Raw genomic sequence first — 26,533 nt, forward strand, 5'->3', positions numbered from 1 at the left:
GCGTGGTCGACGAGGTCCACGACCTCATCGTCCCCAGTGCCTTCGCTCACACCCTGGCCACCCGCCGCGTCAAGGCCGTGTGGCACCACGAATGGAAGGACGCCGTCGGCGTCGTCCTGGACGTCGAGGAGTGGCTACCCGGCGACGCCAGGTTCGCCGAGATCCCCGACTGGCCCGCCGAGGCTGGCGCCCTGGTCGCGACCGTCGAGTACAACCGGCGCACCAGCAAGGGACGCGATACCTACGAGCAGGTCAAGCAGTGGTACCAGCACGGCGAAGCTGCGTTCTCCATCGGCTATCGCGTACCCGCCGACGGAGCCACCCGCCGCGGTGACGGCGTCCGCGTCATCCACCGACTCGACCTGTTTGAGGTGAGCCCCGTCCTGCACGGCGCGCACCCGATGACGCGGGCGCTCGAGGTCAAGGCCGCGACCAACCCCGGCATGGAGTACAAAGCGACGCCCAACGTCGTCGAACTCGACGCGGAGAAGGACGCGGACCGCATCAAGGTCGCCGGACTCGTCCTCAAGGCCGAGGACACCGGCCGCGTGCTGCTCATCCAGCGCGCGCTCGACGACGAAGACCCGGCGGCCGGAACCTGGGAATTTCCCGGAGGGCACCTGGAGGAGAGCGAGGACGCGCTCGCCGCGGCGCTGCGCGAGTGGCAGGAGGAGACCGGCGCCGAGCTGCCCGGCTCGACGAGCATCGTCGGCTCCTGGACGGCCCCGAACGGCATCTACCGCGGGTTCGTCGCCATGGTCCCCGGCGAGTCCTACATACGGCTCAACCGGCCCCCCAGCGACCGGCGGGTGACCAACCCGGACGACTCCAAGGGCGACGCACCGGAGATCACCGCGTGGTGGCCGATCACCGCCCTCCCCGACATGTCCCTTCTGCGGCCCGCGTGCCGTGACACCCCCTGGTCCCTCCTGGCCGGCGCCACCCTGCCGCAAGGACCGGCGGGCAAGAAGCCCAGCGCCGAGGCCGAACAGTTCGCCGCCGGCGTCATGAATACCTACGCCGCTCTCGGCGCCGCGGAAGCGAAGTCCGCGCACGCCGCGGTGACCGCCGCCCGAGCCGTCGTGCCGCGCGTCGAGCACAAGTCCGCCCGCTGCACGGTCGCCGCGGCCAAGAGTCTTCCCACGCCCCTCCCGGAGGCTTCTGTGATGTCCCCTAACCCCTTGCCCGAGTCTCAGGAGCAGTTCCGCGCCCGCCTCTCCGACAGCATCCGTGAACTCCTTGACCAGGACGGCCAGACCTGGACGTGCATCGAGGGCACCTACCCGGACCGTGTCATCGTCTCGGTGCACAGCGAGGACGAGCGGCGCAGCAGCCACTACGCCATCCCGTACACGGTCACCGCTAAGGGCGAGATCAGCCTCGGCACCCCTCAGCCCGTCGAACTCGCCACCGTCGTACTCCCGGAGGGCGCCAACGCCCAGCGCGCGGCCACCAACGCCGAGGACGTCGACGCCCGTGTCGTCACGCCCACGGTGGAAGCCCTGGCCGACGCCACCGCCCGCATCACCGCCTTCGAGGCCGACCCGGGTCAACTCACGGGCGTACGGGACAAGGTGCGCACGCTGATCGCCGCCCTGTCCGCGAAGAGCCTCGACGTCGCCGTCGACACCAGCACGCCGAAGCCCGCCCCCGCCCGGGACCGCGCGGCCGGACCCACCGGCATGGACCTGTGGGACGACTACACGTTCACCGACGACGAAGACGAAGACGAGGTGCCCACGGAGGGCGCTCCGCCGCCCGCCGAGGACGACGTCGACGCGGAGGACGACACGGACACTGTCCGGCTGGACGAGGACGAAGTGAAGTCCATGCTCGCCATGATGCGGCTGAGTCGCGCGACTCAGCCGCACCCCGCTCCCGCGGGCGCCCCGATCGCGCGATGAAATGCCGCAGGTCAAACCCTATGTACTGACCGCTCTTGACTCCCTGAGCAGGCAGCGCGCGACGTTAACACCTCTCTCCCTCTTCACTCCCGCCTCGCGTTGAGGCTGTCCCGGTGCTGGCCGGGCGGAGCGACGCACGTCAACCGCACCCAGCACCAGGGAGAGAGCAGCAATGCCCGACAACGCTCGCATCAAGGAACTGCAGAAGCAGCTCCAGGCCAAGAGCGCCGAGGCCGAGGAGATCAGCAAGTCCTTCAAGGTCGAGGACGGCGGGTTCGTCGTCTCCACTGAGCAGGCCACCAAGTTCCGCAAGGTCTCTAGCGAGGCCCAGGAGATCAAGGCGCTCATCGACGCCGAGCAGGGCCTGGTCGAGATCAAGCAGTACCTCGACACCCCCGACACCATGCCGGCCGCGGCCGCGCACTACGGCAAGACACCGACCATGGAGGAGAAGTCCCTCGGTGACCTGTTCATCGCCTCCGACTCCTTCAAGCGTGCCAGCGCCGCGGGCTTCGACGACCGCCCGTACATCCGCGCCGCGCTGGAGGGGAAGTCCATCTTCTCCCTGAGCGCCGGCACGGTCACGCACCAAACCCTCGGCAGTGTCCAGAACCTGGGCATCGCCGAGCGGGCCTACCGCAAGTGGCACATCCGGGATCTGTTCCCGAAGTCCTCCACCCGGCAGGCCGTCCTCTACGGTGCCCGGGAGACCGGCTGGACGAACAACGCCCGGCAGGTCAAGGAACGCTACGCCGCCGACGGCACCAGCCCGCCGACCGGCGCGGACACCGACACCTGGGGCCGCGCGCCTCGGTCGAAGCTGTCCCTGACCCCGGTGATGTACCCGGTCGCCGAGGTCGCGCACCTGATCGACGCGCACAAGAACATCCTGTCGGACGAACCGCGTCTGAAGACGTTCATCAACGGGCGCATGATCGAGGGCGTCAAGTACCAGGAGGACTGGGACCTTCTGCACTCCGTCGGCGACGGCCAGTCCCTCACCGGCGTCTACAACACCCCCGGCGTCCAGCAGTACACCGGCCTGGCGACCGACAAGTACAGCGTCCAGATCCGACGCGCCATCACCAAGGCGTTGCTGGCCGAGTACGAGCCGACCGGCATCGTCCTGTCGCCCACCATGTGGGAAAACGTTGAGGTCGAAGAGGACGACAACGGGGCCTTCCGCGTCGCGGTCGCCGTCGCCATTGGCGCGGAGAAGAAGGTCTGGCGCCTCAACGTCGTCGAGACCACAGCCATGGCAGACACGGACTTCCTGATCGGCGCCTTCGGCCTCGGCGCCCAGCTCCACGACAGGGAGAACGTCAGCGTCACCGTCTCCTCGGAGAACGCAGACAACTTCGAGAAGGGCCTGATCACCTTCCGCGCGGACGAGCGCCTGGCGCTCGAGGTCCCACGGCCCGAATCCTTCGTCATCGGCACCTGGACCCAACCGACCGGCTGACCCGGACGCGGATAAAGGGGTGCGTCCCGCCGTGGGCGGGCGCACCCCTCCCCGTACCACCATCAAGAACACGGAGGACGCCGATGATCGACAAACAACCCCTTGGTCTCGCGGAAGAGTTGGACGCGCTCGCCAACTCCCCCACCACCCACCGGGGCCCACAGTGCAGCGTCGGCGCCTTCCTAGCCGCCGTGGACGATAAGGCAGCTGCCTCTCTGCGCGCGGCCCTGGACTCCGACCGCGTGACGGCAAAGGCCATCGCCGACACCGTTAGCCGGTACGGCGACGCGGTCACGGCGTACACCGTCGCCCGGCACCGCCGCCGTGGGCAGTCCAACGGATGCCGGTGCGAGCGATGAGCCTCGACAGCGACCTGCGGGCGCTCCTCGAACCCGCCTCCCACGAACAGAACCACCCCGCACAAGCGCAGAGGACGCAGCCGACCGCCCCCCGCGGCTGGGAGACGGGGGTGCGGTACGAGCACGGCGGCACGATGGTCGTCACGGCCCCGTCCACCGAGGCGCAGCCCGGCGGCGAAGCCGACTGGCGTGAACGCGTCGAGGAGATGGGGCTCGCCATCCCCGAAGGCTTCCGTGTCCGCCTCGCGCAGGCGAAGCACGACCCGGCCGCCTGGCACCGCGACAACCCAGGCGACGACGCGGTGACCCGACCTGTGTGGCGCTGTCGCTACGTCATCGAACCGACCGCCCCGTCTGGCAGTCCGCCGACGACGTTCATGCCCTAGTACGGGCCCAGGGCGCGACCGTAGTACTTCCAACCCCTCATCCTTCCGCGGCCACCACACCGGAAGCAGCGGAAGGACAGTTATGGGGCTCTACCGAGAGAACGGGCAGCGGATCACGAAGGCGGCGTTCCCGTCCGTCGCGCTCACCGACCCGCCCAGGCGCATCACCGAGAACGTTTACCAGACTGAGCCCTACGGCCGTGGCGACGGCCTCCCCGAGGGCTCCCGCCGCCACCTGCTCTACGAGGCCGGGGACGTTGTTCCTCAGTCCGTGATCGACCGGTTGTTCACCGCGGCGACGATCGCCACCCTCACGCCAGCCACCGGGCCGGCCGCGGGCGGCACCACGGTCATCATCACCGGCACCGCCTTCGACGGCGTCTCCGCCGTGAATTTCGGAGCAACCGCCGGGACCGAACTCAAGGTTGTCTCCGCGACCGAGCTGCGCGTCAAGACGCCCGTGGGCGCGGCCGGGGCGGTGAACATCGTCCTCGTCGACGACGCTGGCAACGTCACCAAGACCAGCGGCTTCACCTACACCGCCTGACCCTGGGCGCCAGACGTCCCCGCGCGCGGTCCCGGGGCGTCCGGCGCGGCGGTACGCCCCGCGTTGCCCACCCCGGCGGCGGAGCTCGACACAAGCGCCGGCCGGTGTGCAGGGTGCGCGCCGACCAGACCATCACCCCGAGAGAGAGCCACCCATGGCAGGCACCACCCGTACCCGCAAGACCGCCGCGCCCACACCCGCGGACGCCGGCGACGCCCCTGTCAACGAAGCCGAGCAGACCACCGCGGAGCCCACAGGCGCTCCGGCCACTGAGGAGACGACCTCCCCGGCGGCCGCCGAGAAGACGCCGATGATCGAGGCCAGCCCGAAGGCGCCCGACGTGGCACCGCTGGAGCCGCCGACTGTCCACGAGGCCCCCGAAGCTCCTGCAGAACCGGGCTACGTCTCCCCGACCGAGGTCATCCCCGACGACATCGCCGAGATCATCCTCGACGACTCCACCAAGCAGCCCCCGGCCGACATCGACGCCGTGTTCCAGCCCGTCACCCCGTACGGCTCTACGCTCCGATGCACCGTTCGTCTGGTCGAGCGGACCTACGTGGGCCCGCACCGCAACCCGATCGAGCGGCTGCTGCAGCCCAAGGGCGCGCACGTCTCCGAGAGCATCGCCGCCCGCATCCGCGAGCGTCTGGTCGCCCAGGCCGACGCGACCGGTACCACGAAGTAAGGGAGGACCGGGGTGTCGGTCGTCGACTACGAACCCATGTACGGCGGGGCGCGCTACGACCCCGAACCGGCCGGAGGACAGGTCACCAGCCTCGTCCTCTACCACGGCCCGGAACGCACCACCGAAGTTGCCGCGGCAGGGCCGGGCACTCGACTGCGGCCCGGAACATACCGGTTCGCGTTGCCCGACGTGCCGCCCGGCCGGTACTGGGCCACCGTCACCTTCACCCCGAGCAGTGGCTCCCAGCCCGTCAAAGACCAGTCGGTACGACTGGACCTTCCCCTCGGGCTGGGGCTCGTCACCTCCCCGGAGGCCGTCGCCGACGATCTCAGCGTGCCGCTCCCGCTCACCTCCGCCCAGCGCGACGACCTCACGACTGCGATCCGCCGGGCGCAAGCCGACGTCGAGGGCTACCTGGGGCGGTCCCTCGTTCCGCGCGTAGTCACCCGCACTGCGGTCACGCCCCACTGGCGTACCGACGAGGACCTGACCGATCCCGAGGCGTGGCCGTTCGAGGTCGATGACGACTGGCGGGTATCCGCTTACCGCGACCGCGGGGACGGCACGTACGACGTCGACCTCCTCGTGGGTCTCAACGGCGCCGCTGAAGGACCCATCGTCCGCTACGTCACCGCCCACGCCGCGGAGTCCGAACGCAACCGGCCCGGCGGCATCGGCGCCCAGGGCCGCCGCGTCTCCTCCGTCAGTGCGGAGGGACAGTCGATCTCATACGACTCGGCGCCCTCTACCGGCCAGGCCGGCGCCCTGCCGACCATCGACACCCTGTCCCGGTTGAAGCGCCGCCTTTGGCAACCGCTCGCCATCCCGCCGCGTCAGCCGTGGCCGTACTCCTCCACCCGCTACCGGCGCCGCTGAAAGGGAGCTGCCCCGCATGGCCGTGATCCTGCCGAACGCCACACTGACTGTGCTCGCGCTCGCCCACCCCTGGGTGCGCGACGCCAACGGCGTGCCCGTACCGCCGAACCCCAACCAGAAGCCGGCCCCGCGCGGCACCTGGCCCGGGTCGGTCCTCGAGCAGACCGACGGCTCATGGTCGGTACGCCTCGACCCGCAGGCGTGGCCGGTCAAGGAGGGCGACACCGTCGAGGACGAGACCGGCCGGACCTGGACACTGACCAGCACCCGGAACCACACCGTTCCCAGGTGCTCCGACGCCGACTACGTCCAGGCGACCGCCACCCTCAACCCGCCGGAGGTCCCCTGATGGCGAAGTTCACAGCTGCCCCCGGGCTCGAGGAGGCGCTCGCCCGAGTAATGGCGCCCCACGTCCAGCGGATCGCTCAGCACGTGGAGATCGAGGCCAAGCGGCTCGCCCCGCCGGTCAAGCGCTGGATCACCGTCGGCGACGACAAGGTCCGCCCGACCCACATCGCCGCCCAGGGCCAAGAGGTCCCAGCCAACCTCCGGTTCGCCATCAACTCCATGGACTGGGACCGCCGGCATCGCGGCCTCGGCGACAAGACGTACATGCGGGAGCCCAAGGACCAGACGTCCCGCGCCGTCGCCAACATCAAGAACTGCCGGTGCACCACCCACAGCGACCCGGACGGCATCGCGAAGAACATCAACACCAGCCCGCCCGTCGTCTCCGGGAAGAAGGTCACCGTCACCGTCACCGCCCGCGGCCGACTGGTCGTCGAGGCCGAAGTCGGCACGGTCTATCCCGGCAACCTCGTCGCCGACGGCGCGCACTTCATGTCCCGCGGTGCCGCCATCGTCGCCGCCCGACGTTGAGCACGCGACACAAGCGGCTCCCGCCCGCACAGTGCGCGCCATGGCTACCAACACCATCACCAAGAAGCCCGCCACCGCAGCGGAGGAGATCGCCGAGTCCGTCGAGGCCCACCCCGAGCGTGCCCGCCGCGCGCCGGACGTCGTCGGCCCGCCCCTCGGCGCGGACCAGAAGCCCGTAACCGTCACCCTGTCCCACCACCTGCGAATCAACGGCACTGACTACACGCCCGGCGCGGAGATCCCCGTGTCCCCCGACTATGCCCGACGCCTGCGCGGTCAGGGCTTCGTTGCCCGCACCTGATGACCGAGCTGACTCTCGCCGATGCCGACCCGGTCTCCGTGCTCCTGGCGTGGCTCCAACAGAGCGACCAGACCGCCGACGCCCTCGGCGGCCCCGACCGCGTGTCCGGCATCCCCGAGGCACCATGGCCGCACCTGGTCATTGGCCACGGCCCAGGCGGAGATCTGCGGGACCTGAACTGGGCGACTGCCCCTGAGGTGACACTCGAAATCCACGGGGACCCGGGTGGCTGGCCTGGGAAGGCCGAACTACGCCGCATCCTCGTGCGTTGTGCCCAAGCCGCGCAGGACATCGTCGAAGCGCCGCACACGCCCGGCCGGCCCGTCGTCAACGGCGTGAGGCCATCCGGCCTTCTGGTCTGGTCACCGCTCGTCGACGGCCAACCTCGATGGCTGATGAACCTCTCGGTGACCCTGCACCCATGACGACGCGACGTTAACCACCCGGCTCTCCAAGGTGTCCGCCTCAGCACCGGACACCTTGGAGAGACCCGTTATGGCAGGCACAACCGCCAACAACAACGAGATCGTCATCCCGTCGATCACCCGGATCTACCTGGCCCCCGTTGGCACCACCGCTCCGGCAGACGCCACCGTGGCCATGCCCGCAGCTCTGCGTAGCGTGGGCCTCACCACCGAGGACAGTTTGAAGTTCAACTCCGAACCGAACTTCGAGCAGGTCAAGTCCGCTCAGTCCTCGTACCCGACCCGCACCTTCCAAACCTCGGACGCAGCGACGATCGAAGTCGACCTGCAGCAGTGGTCCGGCCCCAATTTCCAGGCCGTGTACGGCGGCGGCACCATCAGCGAGATCACGCCCAGCGGCGGCGGTGCAGGCAAGCACTTCAAATTCACGCCGCCGCGGATCGGCTCCCGTACCGAGGTGATGGCCGTCATCGAGGTGATCGACGGCGGCAAGCACTACAGGTACGTCATTCCCCGCTGCATGCAGATGGAAGGCGTCTCGAAGGACCTCGCGAAGACGAAGGAGGCTGTGCTGCCTCTCCGGCTTGCGGTCCAGGGCGGAGACGACCTCGATGCCTGGTACGTCCTCACCGACGACCCGGCGTTCGCGCTCGCCTCGTGACCTCTCGCGGCAGCGCGCGACACAAGTCCCACCGGCTTGCCACTGTCCGCGCGCTGCCGCACTCCGCGACTCAGCTACGCAGACACGAGAGGTCACGCACATGTCGTTCGTCATCGACCTGGACGCGGAACGCCGTGAGGTCCAGTACCCCGACGGCATCCCGGTCAAGTTCGGCGGAGAGCAGTTCATCTTCCCCGCGGAGCTGCCGGCCGAAGCCCTCGATCCGATCCTCTCGGACGAGTTGGACCTGGTCGGACTCCTCGGCGACGTCATCGACTCCGCCGGCGGTGACGCCGGAATCACTGAGGTCGTCACTGCCCTGTTCCGCCGGCCGTCTTTGCCTCGGAAGTTCCTCGCCGCGATCCGGGAGACGTACGCCATCCTCCTCCGCGACCAGCATCCGGACTTCCTCAAACAGCACCCGTACATCGGCGACTACGTCCGCCTGACAACCGGCCTGGCCCGCGTCTACGGAGTTGAGCTGGGGAAACTCTTTCGGTCGGCCGACTCCTCCGCGACCGATTCGCAGACGTCGAAGCCGACCTCTCCCGATACCACCGGATCGACGCCCGACGCGTCTGGCTCCGACCAGGGCAGCCCGGATTCCTCGGACTCCGACGGCTGATCTCCCTCGTCGACGGCCTGCCAGACGACTCCCAGGTCCGCTCCGCCCCCATCGGAGGCTGGACCAAGGTCCTGGAACTCCTGGCACTGATCGTCGACGAGGTCGGGCTCCTGGCCGCAGACAAGCGGCGCGAGGAGCCGACCCACGTCATCCGCCCGCCTCGCTCCAGCGACGGCGCCGGACGCCAACGCAGCGGTTCCGCACCGCAGTCAGCGCAGCCCGCACCGGAGCAGCAGGCGCCCCGCATGACCGGCCACCGGCAAATGCTCATGGCCGCCATGCAGAGAGGAATGATCCGCAGTGGCTGAGGGCCTGCAGGCCGGTCGCCTCGACGTACCGGTCGTCGCCGACCTTGCAGGCTTCGCCGCGAAGCTCCGCACCGAGGTCGAATCGGCCGCCGAGGGGCTGGCCGCCAAGATCAAGGTAGAGATCGACGCCAAGGGGCTGCGGCGCCGCCTCAAGGACGTCGTCAAAGAGGCATCCAAGGGCGTCACCGCCACCGTCAAGGTCAAGGTCGACGAGGAGCGGTTCCGCGCCGAGATCGACGGCATCCGCCGCCGTCTCGACGCCACCGACCTCAACCTCCCCGTCCGCCCCAACGAAGACGGAGACGGGGAGCGCAGAGGCGGACTGCTCAGCGGCCTGCGCAATCTGATCACCGGTGCCCAGGGCGAGGCCGACCGGAACCCGGTCAACGTCCCCGTGCAGATGCGTCTGCCCGGCCGCGGCCGCGGCTCCCTGCGGATGCTCGGCATCGGCGCGATCGTCTCCCTTCTGGAGCCCGCGGTCGCCCTCATCGGCCAGTACGGCGCCGGCCTGACCGCACTCGTGTCGGCAGCCGCGCCCGCGGTCGGTGTCCTCGGCGCGATACCCGGGCTGATTGCCGCGGCGGGCACCGCGGCAATCGGCACGAAGATTGCCTTCAGCGGCTTCGGTGAAGCGCTCAAGCAGTCGAACGCGGCACAGAAGATGCTCGCCGCGGACGGCAAGGTCACCGAGGCGCAGCAGAAGAAGCTCAAGGAGGCACTGGACAGGCTCTCCCCATCGGCGCGCGACGCAGTCAAGGCCGTCTCCTCGATACAAGGGGCCTGGAGCAAGGTCCGCATGTCCGTCAGCGACCGGTTTTTTTCCAAGGTCGCCGACGACATCAAGCCCCTTGCAAAGTCGGTGTTCCCGCTCCTGAAGGACGCCCTTGGGGACTCCGCCTCGCAGATGGGGTCACTGGCGGAACGCGGCGCCAAGGCGATGCAGACCGGCGTGTTCCGCAAGGACTTCAAAACCATCGCGTCGTCGAACTCGCGGGTCGTCGGCCACATGACGGACGGCCTCGCCAACATGGGCGCGGCCACTATGGACTTCCTCGTGGCCAGCGGTCCGTTCGTGGAACGGGTCGCACGTGGCGGCGAGCGGCTGACCCAGTGGATGCGGGCCTCCGTCAAGGCCGGCCGTGAGACCGGCAGCCTCGCTAAGTTCCTGGACCACGCCGGTGACAAGGCCGCACAGCTCGGCCGGACCACCGGCAGCCTGATCCGCGGCCTCGGCGGCGTCGGCAAGGCCGCCATGGACACCGGCAACGCGCTGCTCGACGGTCTCGAGGGCAGCATGACCCGGTTCGAGCGCTGGGCGAACTCCGGCGCTGGCCAGAAGGCCATGAAGCAGTTCTTCAGCGACGCGGCGCCCGCGTTCCACGAGGTCAACCTCCTTTTCGGGGACCTCATGCGCGGGCTCGGCCGGTCGATGAAGGACGGCGGAGTCACCGACGTCGTCCGGCAGATCCGCACCGAGCTGATGCCTGCCCTGGGGACGTTCTTCAGTGCCCTCGGACAGTCCGTCGGCCCCAAGATCATCTCGGTCATCTCGAACATCGCCACGGCGATCGGGAACCTCTCCGCAGCCGGCTCCGGGCTGGGCGTCCTGCTGCTGGCCTTCTCCGGCCTGCTGAACGTTTTCAACACGCTGATGGCCGTCGTCCCCGGGGCGAACACCGCCCTGGCTGTCCTTCTCGGCACGATGCTCGCCCTCAAGGTGGTCTCGGGCGTCGCCGGCATGCTGCGCTCTTTCGGCACCTCAGTCGTTGCCGCAGGCACCTCCATGCGCACCCTGAACAGCACCGTGCGCGGTACAGCCGTCACGATCGGCCCACAGATCAGCCTGTGGCAGCGGATGGGACTCGCCTACCAGGGCGCGGCCACGCAGGGGAATCGTTTCACCGGCACCATGCGGGGCATCGGTGCGGCCAACCGCGTGGCGTCCACCGCCATCGGCGGCATCACCTCCGCCCTCGGCGGCCCCCTCGGTATCGCCATCGCCGGCGTCACCATCGGCCTCGGTCTCCTCGCTTCCAAGCAGGAGGAGAACGCCCGCGCAGCCCAGGCACACCAAGAGCGCATCCAGTCACTGACCCGGGCCCTGGCCGATTCCAACGGCGTCGTCGACGCCAACGTGCGCGCGCACGCGGTGCAACTCCTCCAGGACGCCGAGCTTGCCGACGGCAAGGGGAAGCTAGTCGACGTCATGAGGGACGCCGACGTGAGCCTCAAAACGCTCACCGACTCCTACCTGGAGCAGGGCGGCAGCATCGAGGGCCTACAGAAGAAGCTGCAATCCCTGGCCGACGCCAACCGGGAGTACGTGGACTACGCCGGCGGTAAGGCGTCCAAGCTCGAATACACGGACCAGGGCAAGAAATACCAGGATGCGGCGGACGCTCTTGGCCACGTCAACGGGGAGCTGAAGAAGAGCCAGCGGGACGCCAAGGAAGCCGCCAACGCGATGGACAAGGGGGGTTCGACCGGCACCGATGCGTACAGCCGCCTGTCCGCCGCCGTGCAGGGGTTCAGTGACAAGACGCAATCGGCAGACAGCCGCGTCGACAACCTGAAGAAGGCCCTGGACGCGCTCAACGGCAATACCCAGTCGTTCCACGACGCCTCCGCGCAACTCAACGCCATGATGCTGCAGATCGACGAGACGATGAAGGGCAATATCGAGCGTTCCGACGGCTGGGGCAAGGCCCTCATCGACAGCGACGGGCTCGTCAACACCGCCAGCCGCAACGGTCAGACCTTGAACTCCCAGCTCACCGAACTCCGCGACTCGATGCTCAGCATGGCCACGAAGGCGAAGGAGTCGGCAGAACAGGGCCTCATGCCCATGTCGGAGGCGATGAACAAGAGCCAGGCATCCATGGAGCGAGCCCGCACAAAAGCCATCCAGCTCGCGATGGACATGGGCATCCCGAAGGAACAGGCGAAGGCCCTGGCAGACCAGATGGGTCTGGTCCCCGACACCGTCACCACCCTGATCACGGCCGACGGAATCCCGAAGGCCACCGCCGAACTCCTCGGGCTGCGCAGCCAGCTCGAAGGGATCAAGCCCGGCAAGCAAATCACGATCTCAGCGCCCACCACGGCGGCCCGGCAGCAGCTCCAGGCTCTCGGTTTCACCGTGACCCAGGTGCCGGGCTCCAAGAAGGTCACCGTCACCGCCCCGACCGGCGGCGCCCGCGTAAGCATCGCCGCCTTGGCCGCGGACATCGCCGCTGCGCCGGACAAGAAGAGGGTGACCGTCCAGGCGATCATTCAAAAGGCCGTGGGCGATCTGAAGGGTGTGCAGGACAAGGTCGCGGGGCTTAAGGACAAGAAGTCGATCACGGTCAGCGCCCCCACGCAGACTGCTCAGAAGGCGCTCAAGGATCTCGGATTCAAGATCCAGAACGTTGACAAGGGCGGCAAGACGGTGAAGATCACGGCCCCGACTGGGACACCGATTTCCCAGGTGCAGCGTATCCAGGGCGCGATCAACGGCATGACCGGCAAGACGATCCACGTCACCGTGCAGTACAGCGAATCCGGCAAGCCGGCCGTGGTCCGGACCCACGCGGACGGCGGGATCGTCCACTACGCCAATGGCGGCATCCGCGCCGCTACCAACCGGATTAAGGCGTTCGCCGCAGGGTCCGAGAATCACATCGCCCAGATCGGCAGACCGGGCGAAACGCGCATATGGAATGAGCCGGAGACGCAAGGGGAGGCTTACCTGCCTTTGTCGCCCGCAAAGCGCAAGCGGAGCAAGGCCATCCTCGAAAAGGTTGCGGAGATGTTCGGCGGTCAGGTCGTCTACTTCGCCCAGGGCGCCCTCCGGCAATACGCGGCCGGCGGCATGCGTTATTCGAGCTCGAGCAGGAACAAGCCCCGCGCGACCACCGCCCCGACGCTCAATCCGCTCGTCGGCGGCGACCTCAACCTGACCATGAACAGCACCCCCATGAGCCCAAGTCAGGCCCTGGGAGACGCGATGTTCGAACTTCGCCGCATCAAACTGGGAGGTGCGTATGCCTCTGGCTGAGGGCGAGTTCAAGCTGACGTATAGCTCGAACGGAGTTCACCCGGGCGCGGCCTTCACCTTCGGGACCGTGCGAACTGGCTACTACCTGCTCGACGACTTCGAGGTGAAGGACACGGACGCGAACGTCGGCGACACCCCTCTTCCCCGGGGGGACGGTGTGCGGTACGGGCAGGACTTCACCACCGGCGCCACCATCACGTTCGAGGTCGGAGTAGACACCGTCGACGCCGGAAGCACCCTGCTGGACCGACACGGCGCCAACCTGGACGCGGTATCGGTCATGAAGCAGGCATGGGACGCGAAGGCGGTCCGGGACCGTGTGGCCACGCCCGCAGTGTTGTCCACGACCCAGGGTGGCCGCGCGCGGCGTTGGTACGGGCGTCCTCGGCAGTGGACGAAGGCCGCGTCGAAGCTGACGCGACAGGGTTACACCCCAGTCGTCGCGACGTTCGCCACCGCGCACACCGGCAGCTTCGACGACATCGAGCAGTGGGTGCGCGTGGATATGGCGCCGCCCCCGCACCGCGGGATCGTGGGCCCGCTCAAGGAACCGTTGACGATGGTCGGCGAAGGGAGCGTACGCGTCCCGGGAGAGATCATCGTGGGCGGTAACCGCCCGGCCTGGCCAGTGATCACCATCAACGGGCCAATCTCTCAACCCGTATGCGAGTTGGTCGGTAGGTGGAAGCTGGGCCTGGACCTGACGCTGAAAGCGGGCGAGAAGGTCACCGTCGATCCGCGGCCGTGGGTGCGTACGGTGCTCAGGGGCAGCGGAAGCGTTGCGGGACTCATCACCAGGTCCTCGCCGCTGCTTGAGTACCTGCTCATCCCGACCGGCCGGCAGGACTTCCTGCTACGCGGCATCGACGCGACCGCCACCGCGTTCATGACCGTGGCCTGGCGCGATGCCTACGCCTACCTGTAGGGGCACCAGGGCGCGACGTTAACGCCCCAGGCCCGTGATCCTCCGCTGTCCACCAGGACCAGCAGCGAGGAGCAGCAGAGATGTGGGACAGCGTGCCGTGGTTCACCGAGGGTGGCGCCGAGCACTCCAGCGAGGTGGCGCGACTTCTGGCGTTCGCTGCTTTCGGAGGCGCGCAGGGGGTCGTCGGCTCCGGCGATCTGGCGGTGAGGGCCTTGTCGTCGCCTGCGGCCCAGGTGCAGGTGAGGTCGGGGGCGTGCGCGATCCTGAACCGTGCTGCCGGGTCGACGTACCAGGCGTACGCGGGCCGGCTGCCGTCGTCGGACACGGTGAACGTCGCCGCGACCGGCGCGTCGGCTCGCTCAGATCTGGTCATCGCCCGCGTCGAGAACCCCTACTCCGCCGGGGAGACCTGGCCGAATCCCTCAGACCCCACCGTTGGCCCGTACGTTTTCACGCGGATCGTCTCCAACGTGCCGAAGACGACGACGAACATCCGGCAAGTGCGCCCCGGGGATTCGGCGATCACCCTGGCGCGGCTCGACATCCCGGCGAACACCTCGACGATCACCCAGGCGATGATCAGGGACCTTCGGGACATGGTGAGTCCGCGCCGGGAACGCGTGCTCTACACCGCGTTCCCTGGCTCCTTGACAACGCTGGCCTACTCCGACAACAAATGGCACAACTGGCCTGGCGCGGCGAACTGGGACATCGACGTACCGTCGTGGGCGACACGCGCCAAGATCGTCATGACGTTCGCCGGATTCCGCATGACTCGATCCGACGTCTTCGCCCGCATGCAGACCAAGTTCGGTTCGATGCTCGGCCAAGACACCTACATCGACGATGACTCCGGTTCCAACACCCGCCGCTCCACCATTGTCCTCGCCGACAACCTCGCCATCTCCAGCTCGATACGCGGCACCACGCAGAAGCTGACGGTGCAGACGTACATGTACCGCTCGGAGACCGGCGACGTGTCCGTCGACTCCGGCACGTCGATCGTCGCCGACGTGGAATTCGTCGAGAGCCCCGACGAAGAAGAGGTGTGAGCGGTGCCGGCCGGTTGGCGGTTCATCGCCCAGGACGCGATCACCGAAGAAGTCCTCGACTGGGAAGTGCCGTTCACTCTGTCGTCGAACCCGCGGCGGGATCTGTCCGGGCCGGGGGCGATGACAGGCAAGATCGAGCCCGAGTACTCCCGGATGCTCGGACCGGACGGGGACCCGATCCTGCAGGAGTGGGGCACCAAGCTCTACTTGGAGGTGGACGGAGCAATCCGCTGGGGCGGCCTGGTCACCAAGACGGCATACGACGGGGAACAGGCCACGATCAACTGCGAAGGCTTCTCGGCGTACCCGCACGGCATCCCGTTCGAGTCCTACGTCATCTCCGGCAAAAAGATCACACCGAAAAATCCGTATGCGGGCAAGGACAAGAACCACGACGGGTACATCGACTTCTCGAACCCGAAGAGGAAGGTGCCGCCGGCGCCGAAGCCCTTCGGCGGCCCGCGCATTGACGTGTACGACGCAGTACGCCTGATCTGGAAGCACGTCCAGACACGGCCGTACGGCAACGTCGGCCTGGTCCTCGACACGCACGACAAGGGCGAACTACTCGGCGCCTCGGACGGCAGCGACCCGTGGGAGCTGGCCTGGTGGGATTCTCCTGACTGCGGCCAGACCCTCGACACCCTCGTCAACCAGTTCCAGTTCGACTGGATGGAGACGCACGCCTGGAACGACGCGACGAGCAACACCATCACCCACCGGCTGAGACTTGGCCGCCCCCGCCTGGGCCGCAAGCGCCCCGACCTGCGCTTTGCCCAGGGCGAGAACATCGTCGCCATCGCCCGGCCCGAGGGCATGGGCGACGACTACGCCAACGAGGTCGTCGTCCTCGGACGCGGCGAAGGCCAGAAGATGAAGCGAGCGCAGGTACACAACTACTCCCGGGCCGCGGGCCGGCTACGCCGGGTCGTCACCGTCACCGACAAGAAGCTGTCGTCGGCTGACGCGCTACGCAGGCGTGGACAGCAGGAACTCAATGGCCGCACCGCCGCCCTGCAGATCCCCGCCATCCAGATCATCGACCATCCCAATGCGAGGTTCGGGTCCTGGACCCTGGGCGACGACATCCGCGTCCAGGTGCACGTCCCGTGGGTCGGCGCGATCGACGTGTGGCACCGCATCATCAGTGACGAGATCAGCGCCGACGGGTTCATCACCCTCACCCTGAAACGAAGTGACAGCGTCCACTACTAGCCAGGACGCGACACTAACGACCTGGGCCGTTGACCATCCCGCGCCATGGTCAACTTCCTGGACGATCAATCGGACTCCAAGCGCTTCGCCGCGCTCCTGGCCGACTATGACCGGCGTCTCCGGGACCTCGAACGCACCTCCAAGGCCGCATACACCTCGGTCGAGGGCGGGGCCCTCGACATCTACACCGAGGACGGAGAGCTCGCCGGGTCGGTCGGCGTGCAGCCGGACGGCGGGATCGCGCTCGTCCCGGAAGCCGCGGCCGCCACCCCGCCCCCCACGCCCGGCGCCCCGACCGTGACGTCGTCCCTGTCCGGTGTGGTGGCCACCTGGGACGGCTGGTGGGACGACTCCGACGCCCCGCCCACCGACTTCGCGGCCATGCAGGTGCACATCGGCTCGGCTGCTGACTTCACCCCGGACGTCACCACCCTCGCCGCGGCCATCATCGACGTCTCCGGCGGAAGCGTCACGATCGCGCTGAACGACTACACCGATTGCTGGGTGCGGCTCCTCGCTCTCAGCACCGCCGGACTCTTCAGCGCCCCGTCCGCGGCCGTTCAGGGCAAGGCGCGCCAGGCCGTGGAGCAGGACCTCGTCGACGGCATGGTCACCGAGGTCAAGCTGGCCGACGAGGCGGTCTCCCAAGCGAAGGTCAAGCTCGGCGCCATCGGCGCCGACCAACTCGCCCTGGGCGTGGGCAACCTTGCCCCCGATGCGTCCTTCGAGGGGCCCCTGACCGCACAGCTCGTCGCCGACAAGCCGGACTGGACACTCGTCACCCCAGGCAACAGCAGCGCCACCGCACTGAGCGTGGACAGCACATACACAGGTAAGACCTGGAAGAGCCTGGAATTGGCGTATCTGCCCGTGCTGCCCGGTGAACGGCACTACCTGGCCTTCGACTACAAGGTCTCCGCCGACTTCGACGGCACTGGGGCGAAGCTATTCCTGCGCTACGACGATGCAGCCGGAGCCCCCCTCGGTTACGGCGTCGCCACCACAGAGCCAGTCCTCGGTGGTCCATGGGCACGCGCCGTCACCCAGGTACAGGCGCCCGTCGGAACGGCAGGCGCATCCCTGCGGATCGAGGCGTCGGAAGCCTCCGTCGGCCGCGTGTGGTTCGACAACGTCGAGGCCCGCACCGTCGTCACGGCCGGCATGGTCGTCGCCGGGTCGATCAGCGCCACCGAACTCGCCGTGAACTCCGTGACGGCAGAGAAGATCGTCGCGCTCGGCATCACCGCGGAGAAGATCGCGGCGTTGGCCATCACGGCGGACAAGATCGCCGCACTGTCAGTGACCGCCGACAAGCTGGCCGCGAACTCGGTCACAGCGGCCAAGATCCTTGCCGGCACGATCGACGCCACCCACATCAAGGCCGGGGCGATCACCTCCGACCGGCTATCCCTCGGCACCGATGGCAACCTGATTGCCGACCCCTCCTTCGAGGGAGCCATCTCCGACCAGCGGGTGGCCGGCAGCGCGTACTGGTCTCTCGTCACACCGGGCAACGGCACCCCGCGGGCCCTGCGGGTCTCGGCCGTCAACACCACACTCGTCACACGCTCCATGACCCTCGCCACCCTGCCGGCCGTCCCCGGTCAGAAGCTCTGGCTCGGTATGGACTACCTCGCCTCCACGGACTGGAACGGCCTGCGGGTCAGCATGTACGGCCAGTGGCTCGATTCCTCAGGCAACGTCCTCGGATACAGCACCATCGCCACTGGGGATGGCCTCGCCATCAAGGGCGCCTGGACACGTATTACCGGCCTGCCCACCGACGCGGCACCGGCAGGCACCACGCAGCTCCGCGTCGCGTGCTCCACGACCGACAGCACCACGGGCACCGTGCAGTACGACAACACCTCATGCCGCATCGTCATGGCCTCCGGCGTAGCTGGAGCCCGAGCTGAGATCAGCCCGCAAGGTCTGCAGCTCTACGACGAGGCGGGCGAGGAAGCTGTGGCGCTTATGACCGGCCGCCCCAACTATCTGACGCTCAGCTCGGACGGGCTGCCGGTCGCCACTATTGACCAGAACGGTGGTGCTGGCTTCCAACGCCTCACGGTTGCTGAGGGCTTCACCGTCGGCGGTGCCGACTGGATGACGTACCTCGACCAGCTGCCGCGCGGCATCCTCGCCATCGACTACCAGGCCAGCACTGTCACGGCCTCCGGCAGCGAGCTGGGATTCGTGGAGCTGAGCGTCGACATCGACCCGACACGCATGTATCGGATCGTGCTTGAGGTTCGAGCCAACCCGTCGGTCGCGGGCGGCGAACTCCAGCTACGGCTGCGCAACGGCGGGGGCGGCGCGCCCACCATCACGAGCCCGCAACTGCACGTCGCGATCTGGCCGATGGCTGTGGGCAACTCCTTCACGGCGCGACTGGAACACATCGTCCCCGGCAGCGATCTGGGCGCGGGTACGAAGCGCATGCTGATCAGCTTCGTGAACGCTTTCGGGCCGAGCGGACAGACCATTGCCCTCTACGGGGCTTCCTCGTCGCTCGGCAAGTTCTACGTCGAGGACATCGGGCCGCACGTCCCGGAGACCGGCCAATACAACACGGGCGGCGGTTCCACCACACCGCCGGTGCAGAAGTACACCAAGACCTACGCGTGCTCCTGGTCCGGCTCCTACGCGAACCGCGGCTCCTACAACTCGTACTACGGGAACTCCTGCTACCAGGGCTACTACTCGTCGACGAACGGCACTCAAGGCTCGTTGATCGGCTTCCCCTCGTCGCTCGGCACGGACCTGTCCGGCGCCGTGATCCAGAAAGCGGACGTCTATCTCTACTTCGATCACTGGTACTCGAACAGCGGCGGCAAGGCCGTCATCAAGGCGCACAGCTTCACGTCCAGGCCGTCGACGTTCTCCTCGGACCCCGAGTCGCAGACCATCTCCTGGGCCCGCAACGAGGGCAAGTGGGTTGACATAACCAGCGTTTTCGACTCCACCAAGTGGCGGGGCATCGCCCTGGACCCGAACTCGACGTCTTCGACGTACTACGGCCGCGCCCGTGGCTACGGCCAGACCAACCCCCCGAAACTCCGCGTCACCTATACCAAGTGAGGAGGCATACCCATGCCTACCCTGCCGCTTTCCCTGTCCACGATGTGCGCCCTGGCCTGCGAGAAGTCTTTACTGCCTCGTGTCCGCATGGCCATCGCAATCGTCGCGCAGGAAGTGTTCGTCGAATCCGCCAATACCCCCGGCTACCCGCTGCGCTGGAACCTCGCGAAGACCGTGCTTTCCCCGACCGAGGCGCAGGCCGCGTCCATGATGGTCGCCTTGGTCGTCTACCCGGGCGTGCTCGCCGCGGCTGCGGCCGCCAATACGACAGATCCCGTGGCCATGGCCACAGCGATCACCGACGAGCAGCTCCTGGAGGCGGTACGCGCGGGATGGAACGCAGTCTCCGGTGTCGCTCCTCCGGTCACGCCTGCCGAGGCGGTGTAGGCGGCGACGTAAGGGGTGGCCGTGTTGCAGCGTGCCGGCTGCGGGGGGCCGTGGGCTTTCGGGCCCCGGCCCCCGCGCATCCCACCTGACGACCGATGACCGAGGAGGCGCTCATGGAGTGGCTCATCTCTCTGGCGCCTGTCCTCACCCCCCTGTCCGGCTTGGCGGGCGTGCTGGGCGGGGCCTGGATGGTGTACCGCCAGACCAACCGCAAGACCGATGCCGAGACAGAGACTGCGGAGGCCACTACGTTCGTGACGTCCGTCCAGACCGTGACGCAAGGCTTCACCCAGCTCCTCGAGCAGCAGCGCGCCACGACCGCGCAGACTCTCGAGCGGGTGGCCACGCTGGAGAACCGCGTCGAGCGCCTGGAGGAAGAACAGCGTCAGTGGAGGCGCTGGAAGGCGGCCGCGGTCGAGTACATCCACCAGCTCCGCGCCCTGGTTGCCAAGCTGTACGAGCGCCCTGCCCCGGCCCCGCCGCGGGAGATCGCCGAGGACCTGGCCGACGACGCGACGTAAGGCGCCGGCCGCGTGCACAGTCCGCCCGTCACGCATCCACGCATGAAGGGCAACCCCATGTCTGCAACGCTTGAAGCTCTCTCCACCGGCGGCCAGGTAGGCGCTGTGCTCCCGCTGCTCACCGCGGTTGTGCAGCGCCCCGCCTGGTCGGCGAAGTACAAGAAGGTCGTCGCGGTCGTAGCCGCGTTCGTCGCCGGCGTCTTCGCCGTGGCGGCGGACGGCGGCTGGGACCAGTTTGAGCACGGCAAGCTCACCCTGGCCACCCTCCTCGGTGTCCTGGCGGCCTCACAGACGAGCTACGACCTCGTCTGGAAGCCGAGCAAGCTCGCTCCGATGATCGAGTCCCTGACGAGCAAGAAGACGGCTCAGCAGGCCGAGTAAGACCCACGGTCCCGTCCGGCCTCCGGCCGGCGGGTACCATCAGCACTCGAGGTGGCCGTACCGCTGCCGCGACAACAGCGTTGAGATAGCCGTCAGGCGTCATTGGATATGGACACCGCGGTGACCCTTCTCCAGGGACGCGCCTGACACCAGGCATCGAGACCACCGGGTGCATGCAGAGCACTCGGGGCCGGGGAGCACTGCTCAGCGATGATCCGGCACACGCTGTCGCAAGGCTCGGTGCGGCCACCTCTTGCTGCCCCGGCAGAAAGACGTGCACCTTCGGCCCCGAGAGCAGCGGGCCCAACCCGAGGAGGAACAGACCGCATGGCCGAAGCGCAGGACATCGAGGCGGAGATCAAGCGCCTGTCGGGCATGTCTCCCGACGGCCTGATGAACGCGGTCGTCCAATACGTCACCGGCGGGTCCAAGACCGGTGCTCCGCGCGACGTCCAGGGCGCGGCACTGTGCTCGCCCCAGATGGCCTCGCGGACCCTCGATGCGCTGGAGCTGGCACTCAAGAGAGTGCGTAGCTTCATGCCTCGCCAGGAGGGCGAGAGTAAGAGCCAGCAGGCTGCCCGCATCGCTCCGTTCCGGGCAGCTCTCCAAACAGCCACGCGTCCGTACGAGGATGTCGTCGACGACCTCGCACACGAGGAAGCCAAGCAGCTCGCCGCGCTCGACGACGAGACGTTCGCCCGGCGGTGGACCGCATTCGTCCGCGAGGAACCGGTCACCGGACCAGTGCCGCGGCGCGTGCAGGCCCTCGCCTTCCGCTCACCGAGAGTAGCGAGCAAGGCGGAGGCGATCTGCCGTCTGATGGAGGAGGAACCGGCCCGGTTCCTGCCGGCGGCCACGGCCGGCGAGAGCCGCAAGGCGCGCGACGCCCGGATCAAGGACTTCCGTGACCGGGTCGAGACGGAAGCGCGCTTCCTGCGCTACGGCATCCAGTACGCCGAGGCACGCCATGGCCGGATGCCGAGCGAGCCGAACGTCCGACTGCGCGCGCTCCGTCTCCTCGGCGAGCAGCACCCGGAGGAACTGTCGAGTCTCCTGCGCCAGGTCCGCGAGGAGCTGACGCAGGGCAAGAAGCAGGCGCGCCGAGACGCGCGCGCGGTCCGCCGGGCCGCGGGACAAGGCGCGCCGTAGGGGCGCGCGGCACGGGCCGGATCATGGGGAGAGGGCGCGCCTGGGGCGCGCCCTTCGTCGTCTCCGGGCGCCCTCGGTCGGCGCGGCCAAGCGCGCTGCAGACGCGCGCTCGAGGGGAACTGGCGCGCCCGCCCGACCGGTACCCGCGCTGCGCGGCGCGACGGACCCCCGCGGTCGACGGCGCACTCGAAGACCCGCGCCGTACCCGTCGCGCGCCTTCTTCGCGGACCTGTTCGGTCCGCTCGGGGTAGGCGCGCGCCCAGTGGCCGCCGGGGGCGCGCCTCGGCGAATTCGCAGGTCACAGGGTGCGCGCCATCCGTCCCGGGGGCGCGCCGTCCTGAGCGCGCCATGCCGCGCGGCTGTGGAGACGCAGGCGCGCACCGGCCGAGATCAGGCGCGCCGCGCCGCGCGCCCCGGTAGCCGCGCCGCGCGCCTATCAGGGCGCGGCCTCCTCGACGCGCGCCACCGCGCAGCCTCGGTGGCGCGCCAAGATCAGCGCGCGGCGCGCCCCACGGAGGCGCGCCGGGGCCGCGGAGGGCGCGCGGCGGATGGCGCGGGCGCGCGGCGGGAGGGCGATCATGGGCGCGCCGGCCGCCGGCCGGAGGCGCGCCTGTAGGAGGGGCGAATGGCGCGCCGCGCGCCCCGTGAGGTGATGTGAGGTGACACGGGGAGGGAGGCGCGGCCACAGCGGTGGGCGCGCCCAAAGGCCCCGGGCGCGCGTCACCTCACTGCCCTGTGGGTGCGCCGTCGAAGTAGGGAGCGAACTTCCTCGCGAGTCCGAGATCCGGCATAGGCGCGCGCCGGTAGACGTCGGCGAGAACGGCCTGGTCGTTCTCCTCAAGGAGTGCGATCACCTCGGCGCGCTGCGCCTGCACAAAGTCCCGGAGTTGAGCCAGGCCCGGCTCCCCTTCCGTGTAGATGGGCTGGAGGTGGTCACGCCGCGTAGTGAACTTCAAGCGGGCCTGAACATCGGCTTCGTCGAGCAGCGCCTGGCGTGCGATCTCCGTCGGGTCGTTCGGCTTCTTCGTCTGGGCGCGTCTTGCCGCAGGTCGGGCCTGGATGTCCTGCGGCTCCTCGGCCGCGCTCGTGTCCTCGGGCGTCTCGGCGGGCGGCGGCTCCTCGGCATGCGGGTCCGGCGGAGGAGGGACGGCGGCCTCGGTCGGCGGTTCCGGCTCGGGCGCGGGTGGGGCAGGCGCCGGCGACTCGGGCGGGGTCTCGCTGTGCTCGCGCGCCTGGGCCGGCTCGACCACGGTCGGCGGGGTGGCACCGGTCGCCTCGCCCTGCCCGGCGCCGGGCTGGTCTCCCTGCTGCTGGTCCCCCACGCCTTGCTGGCGCTTCTCGGCCTGGGCCTTGATGTAGGCAAGGGAGCGGGTGATCAGGTCGTCCGCACTCATCTTCCCGAGCCGGGACTCGGTGGGGATCTGCTTGAGGGTGCGGATGCCCCACTCCTCACGGATGCCCTGCAGAGCCGTCTCGGGGTCGGTCGGGTCCTCCAACGCCTTCTTGATGAGCGCGGCTGCTTTCGGGCCGGCCAGCTCGTTCTCGCCAGGCCGCCGCTGTTGCTGGGCGCGTTGCTGGTCTTGCTCCTGCAGGTACGCCTCGGGCTGGGCCTCGGTGACCTGCCGGGCGGTGGCGGCCTCCTCGAAACCGAGGCGCCGCAACAGGGTGTCGATGGAGAAGTCCGCGAAGGGCACGGACTCCCCCGGCTTCACGTCCCAGTGGAGGGTACGGACGCCGGTCAGGTGTGCTTCACCGAAGGCGTGCAGCTCGACGATTGCGTCGACGGCGGCGGCGAGGTTCCTCTCCGCCTTGATCTTCCGCGTCTTGTCCCGGGTCGGCTTGTCGTTCTCGAACGCAGTGACGATCTCCTGGCGGGCAAGCAGGAGGGTCGGGCCGTGGTGCCGCCGGAGCATCCACAGGATCTCGCCCCATCGGTCCTTGGCCCGGTTCCAGAGGTCAGAGTCGATGACGACCGGGTCGTCGAGGCTCGGGGCGCGGCGCCGGTTCTCCTGGGCCTTCCGCTCCGCCCGACGGCGGGCGAAGAGAGCCTGCTCATCGCTGAGCATGTCCCACAGGACCGTCATGTTGTCGACGACGATCATGTTCGGCTTGCCGTTCATGGGAGGCTGCGCGACCGCCCATCGGATGGCGTCGAGGATGTCCTGGTAGGTGCCGTGGTGTTCGACGATCTCGTACCGGGCGCCGGGGACCCGGCCGTAGTAGTCAGCCGTACCTTCGGAGCCGCCGATCTCGATCCAGTACGTCATGCCGATCAGTTCGGAGCTGGTGCCCGCGGCCGCCTCGAAGCTCTTGCCGGACTTCTCCGGCCCGACGAGCAGCATCATCGGCGGGTTGGGGAGACCGGTCGGCCGACGGGACTTGCGTTCGCGCAAGGGCGTGGTGATACCAGGCATCGGTGATCCTTCATTCGGGACGCGCGGGTTGCTCTGCCCGCGCAGAATGAGACAGCGGAAGCATTAAGCTCTCGCGGTCTCATTGCTGCACTATTCTACCCGTACGAAGGTCAGCCTCAATGCCTGTTCAGCAGATCAGCGACAGGTTTCTCGAGGTCAGGGTCGTGATCCTCACGGTGCCGGGCGTACCAGTCATCCAGGTCCGCCACCCCCTCCGCCTCGGCGTCGGCCTCGTCCCCTGGGAGCGCGCTCCAGTCGGCGACGGCGTCCGCGTACTCCCCCTCGACCGTCTTCGAGTCGCGGCGGTTCAACGCCTCGCTGATCTCCAGCCAATCGGCACCGGCCAGGGCTTCACCCAGCACGACCCGGTCGACATACTCGTTGGCCATCTGCCGCAGTTGGCGCGACCGCTGGATGCGCTCGGTGGGACTGATGCTCTCAGCGGTCGTGCCAACCGCCTGACGGGCCAGGTCGGAAAGGTCGCGGGCGGCACGTGCGGCGGTGATCCGGGCCAGGATCTCCGGTCTCATGAAGGGTCCGATCATGCAGGCGGCGGGCACCCCCGAGAAGGGGGCCCGCCGCATTGGTACGGGTGGGGGCAGGATGCCTTACACCGTCGCTGGGGTCATCAGGTCCTTGACGGTGAAGTTCTCCGGAATGGCGACCCCCTGGTCGCTGAGGTGAGAGGCGTAGCGGGTCAACAGCCGGTTGCGCACCTTCCGGCCGTTGCCCGCGGACTGCTGGAGGAGGCGGGCCATCCCGGCACCGGTGAGGTCTCCGCCCTGCGCGAAGCGATCGCCCTGCCCGGCTTCCAGAGCTGCAACGACCACGTCATACAGCTCGTTCTCGGTGACCGGCTTCGGGGTCTGCTGGTCGTCTGTGCGCTCCTTGGCGGGAGGCATCTCGGGCTCCGCCTGCTCCGGCGAGGCTTTGGACTGCGCTGGGATGGTGCCGGCGCCCCGCGCCTTCCGGGGTGCGGCCGCGGGCACCAACACCGGCTTCGCGGCCGCGACGACAGCCGCGGGCAGGGCGCTGGGCAGGTCGATCGGATCAATGCCGGCCGCGGCCAGGCCCGCCGAGGCAGTCTCGGCCAGGGGGACGCCCTTGCGGGCAAGCCGCAGGGGAAGCAGCGCCTCGACGGGAGCCTTCCGGCGCCACGCCCGACCGAACTGCCCACGGAGTTTGGCCTGGTACACCAGCCGGCCCTGCTCCAGCTTGAGGACGGTCCGGTACGACTCCAACTCCCACAAAATCATGCTCCGCCACAACAGGAAAGTGGACCACGGAGCGAGTAGCCAGCGCTTCCAGCGGACCTTGTCCAGGCGACGGCGGCCGGTCGCGGCACCGATCCGCACAGCGTAGATGTGCGCGGCCACCTCGGAGACGCCGACCCACAGCAGCGACATGGCGCCGTGCGCGACTTTCGCCCACAGGGAGTGGCCCGCGGCGACGTTCAGTGCGCAGGTGATGAGGCTCAGCGCCCAGGGCACGAACCGCACCCAAGCGAGCGGCATGTCCATACGGATCAGGTACAGGTTGGCCGCGCTGAACACGGGAATCGCCGAGTCGATAGCCGCAGGCAGGGCCCACGGCCTTGTGAAGTCCCACGTCTCCGCGGCAAGGGACACCGCGTCGAAGGATGCATAGAAGCCCAGTCCGCCTACGACCGCGCCGCCAAGTGCCGTGAGAGCAGCACCGAAGCGCTCCCACCCTGTGAGCGGCGGCACCCCGGATTCGCTGAGCGGCTTCGGCAGCCTCTGCCGGGAGCCCTTTCGGGCGCGAGAAAACCACTGTTTCAACAAGACACCGTTCCTTCGTTCGGGCCACCCGGACGGCTTATGCTCATGGCCGTCCGGATCGACTTAACGATATAGCGTCTTGTCATCCCTCGCTCTAACGCTGCTCACGCCACGCCAGTTTCGCTGTGGGAGCGAGCGATTCGACGTGG

General features: G+C 68.6%; 25 protein-coding genes. 22 read left to right on the forward strand and 3 right to left on the reverse strand.

Going from position 1 to position 26,533, the window contains the following annotated elements; genetic code table 11:
* The first annotated feature begins 2 nt into the window (after positions 1-2).
* The 22 genes from ACF088_RS30660 (at position 3) to ACF088_RS30765 (ending at position 22,171) form a co-directional block, all read left to right on the forward strand.
* Complete coding sequence (locus tag ACF088_RS30660; RefSeq protein ID WP_392379130.1) at positions 3-1,904, forward strand: NUDIX domain-containing protein; 1,902 nt, start codon at positions 3-5, stop codon at positions 1,902-1,904.
* Positions 1,905-2,076: 172 nt separating this feature from the next.
* Entirely contained in the window at positions 2,077-3,366 is a 1,290-nt protein-coding gene (locus tag ACF088_RS30665) for a phage major capsid protein (RefSeq protein ID WP_392379131.1), read from the forward strand.
* Positions 3,367-3,449: 83 nt separating this feature from the next.
* Positions 3,450-3,725 carry a hypothetical protein gene (locus ACF088_RS30670; RefSeq protein ID WP_392379132.1) on the forward strand — a complete coding sequence of 92 codons (276 nt, stop codon included), beginning with the start codon at positions 3,450-3,452 and terminating at the stop codon, positions 3,723-3,725.
* Positions 3,722-4,111 (forward strand): hypothetical protein, encoded by a 390-nt coding sequence (locus ACF088_RS30675; RefSeq protein ID WP_392379133.1) that lies wholly within the window; start codon positions 3,722-3,724, stop codon positions 4,109-4,111. Before ACF088_RS30670 ends, ACF088_RS30675 begins: the two co-directional genes overlap by 4 nt.
* 82 nt (positions 4,112-4,193) lie before the next feature.
* Positions 4,194-4,658: an IPT/TIG domain-containing protein gene (locus ACF088_RS30680; RefSeq protein WP_392379134.1), complete on the forward strand. Its 465-nt coding sequence runs from the start codon at positions 4,194-4,196 to the stop codon at positions 4,656-4,658.
* Positions 4,659-4,812: 154 nt separating this feature from the next.
* Positions 4,813-5,346 (forward strand): hypothetical protein, encoded by a 534-nt coding sequence (locus tag ACF088_RS30685; protein ID WP_392379135.1) that lies wholly within the window; start codon positions 4,813-4,815, stop codon positions 5,344-5,346.
* Between the two features lie 12 nt (positions 5,347-5,358).
* Positions 5,359-6,222: a hypothetical protein gene (locus ACF088_RS30690; protein ID WP_392379136.1), complete on the forward strand. Its 864-nt coding sequence runs from the start codon at positions 5,359-5,361 to the stop codon at positions 6,220-6,222.
* Positions 6,223-6,238: 16 nt separating this feature from the next.
* Entirely contained in the window at positions 6,239-6,571 is a 333-nt protein-coding gene (locus tag ACF088_RS30695) for a hypothetical protein (RefSeq protein WP_392379137.1), read from the forward strand.
* Entirely contained in the window at positions 6,571-7,101 is a 531-nt protein-coding gene (locus ACF088_RS30700; RefSeq protein WP_392379138.1) for a hypothetical protein, read from the forward strand. The genes ACF088_RS30695 and ACF088_RS30700 overlap by 1 nt, the downstream gene beginning before the upstream one ends.
* Positions 7,102-7,141: 40 nt before the next feature.
* Positions 7,142-7,402 (forward strand): hypothetical protein, encoded by a 261-nt coding sequence (locus tag ACF088_RS30705; protein ID WP_392379139.1) that lies wholly within the window; start codon positions 7,142-7,144, stop codon positions 7,400-7,402.
* Positions 7,402-7,827, forward strand: a complete 426-nt coding sequence (locus tag ACF088_RS30710; protein WP_392379140.1) for a hypothetical protein — start codon at positions 7,402-7,404, stop codon at positions 7,825-7,827. The genes ACF088_RS30705 and ACF088_RS30710 overlap by 1 nt, the downstream gene beginning before the upstream one ends.
* A 70-nt stretch (positions 7,828-7,897) precedes the next feature.
* Positions 7,898-8,488: a hypothetical protein gene (locus ACF088_RS30715; RefSeq protein ID WP_392379141.1), complete on the forward strand. Its 591-nt coding sequence runs from the start codon at positions 7,898-7,900 to the stop codon at positions 8,486-8,488.
* Between the two features lie 100 nt (positions 8,489-8,588).
* Positions 8,589-9,113: a hypothetical protein gene (locus ACF088_RS30720; RefSeq protein WP_392379142.1), complete on the forward strand. Its 525-nt coding sequence runs from the start codon at positions 8,589-8,591 to the stop codon at positions 9,111-9,113.
* 300 nt (positions 9,114-9,413) lie between these two features.
* Complete coding sequence (locus tag ACF088_RS30725; RefSeq protein WP_392379143.1) at positions 9,414-13,460, forward strand: hypothetical protein; 4,047 nt, start codon at positions 9,414-9,416, stop codon at positions 13,458-13,460.
* On the forward strand, positions 13,447-14,385 hold the full coding sequence (locus ACF088_RS30730) for a hypothetical protein (RefSeq protein ID WP_392379144.1): 939 nt from the start codon (positions 13,447-13,449) through the stop codon (positions 14,383-14,385). Before ACF088_RS30725 ends, ACF088_RS30730 begins: the two co-directional genes overlap by 14 nt.
* 80 nt (positions 14,386-14,465) lie before the next feature.
* Complete coding sequence (locus ACF088_RS30735; RefSeq protein ID WP_392379145.1) at positions 14,466-15,437, forward strand: hypothetical protein; 972 nt, start codon at positions 14,466-14,468, stop codon at positions 15,435-15,437.
* Positions 15,438-15,440: 3 nt separating this feature from the next.
* A complete protein-coding gene (locus tag ACF088_RS30740) occupies positions 15,441-16,652 on the forward strand; it encodes a hypothetical protein (protein WP_392379146.1) in 1,212 nt (403 codons plus the stop codon).
* A gap of 45 nt (positions 16,653-16,697) precedes the next feature.
* Positions 16,698-19,733, forward strand: coding sequence for a hypothetical protein (locus ACF088_RS30745; RefSeq protein WP_392379147.1), 3,036 nt, complete (start codon positions 16,698-16,700; stop codon positions 19,731-19,733).
* Between the two features lie 12 nt (positions 19,734-19,745).
* On the forward strand, positions 19,746-20,120 hold the full coding sequence (locus ACF088_RS30750; RefSeq protein ID WP_392379148.1) for a hypothetical protein: 375 nt from the start codon (positions 19,746-19,748) through the stop codon (positions 20,118-20,120).
* A gap of 113 nt (positions 20,121-20,233) precedes the next feature.
* Positions 20,234-20,641 carry a hypothetical protein gene (locus tag ACF088_RS30755; RefSeq protein ID WP_392379149.1) on the forward strand — a complete coding sequence of 136 codons (408 nt, stop codon included), beginning with the start codon at positions 20,234-20,236 and terminating at the stop codon, positions 20,639-20,641.
* A 57-nt stretch (positions 20,642-20,698) separates the two neighbouring features.
* Positions 20,699-21,022, forward strand: a complete 324-nt coding sequence (locus ACF088_RS30760) for a hypothetical protein (protein WP_392379150.1) — start codon at positions 20,699-20,701, stop codon at positions 21,020-21,022.
* 327 nt (positions 21,023-21,349) lie between these two features.
* Positions 21,350-22,171: a hypothetical protein gene (locus ACF088_RS30765; protein ID WP_392379151.1), complete on the forward strand. Its 822-nt coding sequence runs from the start codon at positions 21,350-21,352 to the stop codon at positions 22,169-22,171.
* A 725-nt stretch (positions 22,172-22,896) separates the two neighbouring features.
* Here ACF088_RS30765 and ACF088_RS30770 read toward each other — a convergent pair.
* The 3 genes from ACF088_RS30770 to ACF088_RS30780 form a co-directional block, all read right to left on the reverse strand.
* Positions 22,897-24,585, reverse strand: coding sequence for a hypothetical protein (locus ACF088_RS30770; protein ID WP_392379152.1), 1,689 nt, complete (start codon positions 24,583-24,585; stop codon positions 22,897-22,899).
* A 116-nt stretch (positions 24,586-24,701) separates the two neighbouring features.
* Positions 24,702-25,115 carry a hypothetical protein gene (locus tag ACF088_RS30775; protein ID WP_392379153.1) on the reverse strand — a complete coding sequence of 138 codons (414 nt, stop codon included), beginning with the start codon at positions 25,113-25,115 and terminating at the stop codon, positions 24,702-24,704.
* A gap of 78 nt (positions 25,116-25,193) precedes the next feature.
* Positions 25,194-26,312, reverse strand: coding sequence for a DUF2637 domain-containing protein (locus ACF088_RS30780; protein WP_392379154.1), 1,119 nt, complete (start codon positions 26,310-26,312; stop codon positions 25,194-25,196).
* Positions 26,313-26,533 lie beyond the last annotated feature (221 nt).

It is taken from the genome of Streptomyces sp. NPDC015125, from assembly GCF_043080045.1.
In the GTDB taxonomy this organism is placed as follows: Bacteria; Actinomycetota; Actinomycetes; order Streptomycetales; family Streptomycetaceae; genus Streptomyces.